The 3,048-nt window shown below is 51.7% G+C and carries 3 protein-coding genes; 1 reads left to right on the top strand and 2 read right to left on the bottom strand.

What is annotated here, in order from left to right:
- Positions 1 to 129: 129 nt before the first annotated feature.
- Entirely contained in the window at positions 130 to 1,326 is a 1,197-nt protein-coding gene (locus Q0338_RS06040) for a molybdopterin molybdotransferase MoeA (protein ID WP_298085971.1), read from the top strand.
- An 87-nt stretch (positions 1,327 to 1,413) separates the two neighbouring features.
- On the opposite strand, the gene Q0338_RS06035 is transcribed toward Q0338_RS06040, so the two are convergent.
- A complete protein-coding gene (locus tag Q0338_RS06035; RefSeq protein ID WP_298085970.1) occupies positions 1,414 to 2,001 on the bottom strand; it encodes an HAD-IB family hydrolase in 588 nt (195 codons plus the stop codon).
- 82 nt (positions 2,002 to 2,083) lie between these two features.
- A partial coding sequence (locus Q0338_RS06030) for a prolyl oligopeptidase family serine peptidase (RefSeq protein WP_298085969.1) occupies positions 2,084 to 3,048 on the bottom strand: 965 nt, incomplete at its 5' end.

Here is a 3,048-nt window from a genome sequence, read left to right as displayed (position 1 = left end):
ACGGATTGTGTGTAGTTTAAATAGTTTGCGGCGGATACGACGGGAGCGGACCGGTCGTCCGTGACCCGAGTATCCTAGCCGAAAACTATTTAAAATCCAGCCGAGCCGGGGAATTAAAAAAGGATAAAAATGAAAGAATTTATGAGTTACGCATCCTCTCTTGAAATTTTACGCTCTACGCTCGCTCCGTGGGACCGCGTAGAAAAGGTCACGCTCACGCAAGCACTTGATCGCCGTATCGCCGTAGATATCGCGGCACAGGACAACTCCCCGGAGCGTCCCGTCTCTGCGATGGACGGCTACGCGTTTGCGTGGAGAGAGGATTTGAGCGAGCTTGAGCTCATCACCGACCTACCCGCAGGTAGCGATAAAGGCCTAAAGGTCGAGGGCGTAAAATGCGTCAAAACATTCACCGGCTCGCTGATGAGCGAAGGTACCGACACGCTAATCCCGGTCGAAAACGTCGAGGTCGTAGGTAGCAAGGTCGTGATCAAAAAACCCGTCGCAAAGGGCTTTGCCGTACGCGAGGTCGGCGAAAGCTACAAAAAAGGCGAAATCCTAATCAAAAAAGGCGCGACGATAGGCTACGCCGAGACTGCGCTGCTAGCCGAGCTTGGGATCTTTAACGTTAGCGTATTCGTGCGGCCCAGAGTCGCTGTGCTAGCGACTGGAAGCGAGATAAAAGACCTCGGTGAACCGCTAGAAAACGCCGCGCAGATCCACAGCTCAAACCACGTAGGCATCGCGGCCATGGTGCGTAAAATGGGAGGCGAACCCGTGCTGTGCGAGATAGTGCGCGACCGCGCCGAGCTCGTAAAAGACGCCATCGTCCGCGCGCTAAAATCAGCCGACGTGCTCGTCACCACGGGCGGCATCAGCATGGGCGACTACGACTTCGTAAAAGGCGCTCTGGGCGAAAATTTCGACATCATCATAGACGGCGCCGCGATCAAACCGGGCCGCCACATCAAGGTAGCCAAAGCGGGCGAAAAGTATATATTTGCGCTGCCGGGCTTTCCGTACTCGGCGATGGTGATGTGCGTGCTCTACGTGCGCGTGCTGCTAAATGCGTGGTTTGGCGCTAGCGAGCCTAAAATCACGGCGATCATGGACGAGGACTACAAAAAACGCTCGCCGTTTTTGGAGTTTACGGCGGTAAATTTAGAAAATCGCGACGGCAAAATTTACGTAAATTTAGACGGCAAGAAGCTGGGCAGCTCGGCGATCGTAAACAATCTCACGGGAGGCGCCGCGCTTTTAATCATCCCGAAAGAGACCGAATTTATCGCAAAGGGCGAGATAGTCGAAGTGCTGAAAATGGTTTAAATTTGGAGTTAGGCGTTTGCGGTTGCGGGTAAATTTGGATGAGCTAAAAGCCAAAATTTGATAGATTTACAAGCAGCCTTCATCGCCTCACTCAAACACCCTATAATGCGCCTCGTCGGCAAACTCCAGCATCTCCTTATCGCCCCTGCTGTCGCCGTATGCGATCACGCGATCAAAGGCGTCCGTGTCGTACGCCTCGCGCACGCGGCGCACCTTCTCCGCGCCGTAGCAGTTGGCGCCGTCTATCTCGCCCGTTATCACGCCGCCCTTTTTCTTGATGCGAGTGCCTAGTAGCTCGATGCCCTGCGCCTGGCACCACGGAGCCAGCCAGTCCTCGAGCGACGCCGTCACGATCACGACCTTGTCGCCGTTTGCCTTATACTCGGCGATCTTTGCCATCGCGGAAAATTTCACGATATCCTCGATGTGCGTGTTTGAGTATTTTTTGCAAATTTGAGCGAATTTATCCGCGCTCATACCCGCGAAAAAGTATGTCATCAGCCGCCTGCGAGCGTAGTTGTTGCTGCAAATTTTTAGCTTATATCCGATCAAAACGGGCGAAAGCCAAAAAATCCCTCTAAAAAATTTCTTAAATCCCACGACGTAGGCGATAAACTCCAGCAGCGAATCATCGCGCGTGATCGTCCCGTCAAAGTCGAATAAAACCAGATTCATCTTCGTCTCAAATTTTAAATTTGCGCGATTATACCGCGCTAGCGTTAAGGGACGGCAAATTTAAAGGGATTGCAAGTAAAATTTAACGACTTTGCTTGTCGTTTTCTAGACTTTTAGCCGCCTTTTCGTACCAAATTTGAGCTTCTTTTTGATTTTTCTCTACGCCAAGGCCGTTTGCATATAGATCGCCGATCGCGCTAAATGCCGGCGCCGTGACGTGATCAAACCTGCCGTTTGCCTTAAGATATAGGCTCATCGCTTTTTGGTAACTTTGCGCGACGCCAAGGCCCTGCTCGTAAAGCTTACCGAGGCGATACTGCGATGTCAGATCGTCTCTTTTTGCGCCCAGCGCGTAAAATTCCGCCGCCTTCTTGTAGTCTTGCTTTACCCCCAAACCTTGCTCGTAAATTTCGCCCAAATAGCGCGGTGCTTTCATATCGCCCTTTGCCGCTGCGTTTAGAGCCTGCTCTTCACGCTCGCTCGCCTCCAAGCTTTGCGAAAATATCCACTCTCTCACGGCTTTTATATTATAAGCGAGCTTTTTCCATGTATAGGCATGTTCGCTCCCCGGATTTCCCGCAGGCAGATCAGGGATCGTGCCCGCCGTGATGCTCATATAGTTTATATTCGCGCCCTTTGCGGTCAAATTTTTTACAGCGGAGTTAATCTCCTCCGTGCTATCTGTGCCATCTATCTGCGCTCTAGCGACCTTGCCGCCGTTTTTAGCGAGTACTTGCGTTATGGCGTTCATACCCGGGAAGGCTTTCTTATCGCCCTGTGAAACGAGGATGAAAATTTTATTTTTCGCCATACTCGCCGTTACATCAGGATCCCATTGGCACGCCACGAGGTAGGACGCGGCAAAGAGATTCGGATATTTGGCATTCATCGCTATAGCCATCATTCCGCCCATGGACTGACCGGTGGCGTAGATTCTATTGCTGTCGATCGCGTAAATTTGAGTTAGATGCTTTACTAAAGCGACGGTAGCCTCAAGCTCGGGCGTAGCCTGTGATTCGTCATTTACGACCTGCACGCTATACTGCG

It is taken from the genome of uncultured Campylobacter sp., from assembly GCF_938018145.1.
Classification (GTDB): Bacteria; Campylobacterota; Campylobacteria; order Campylobacterales; family Campylobacteraceae; genus Campylobacter_A.
This window is presented reverse-complemented; position numbering and strand designations above follow the sequence as displayed.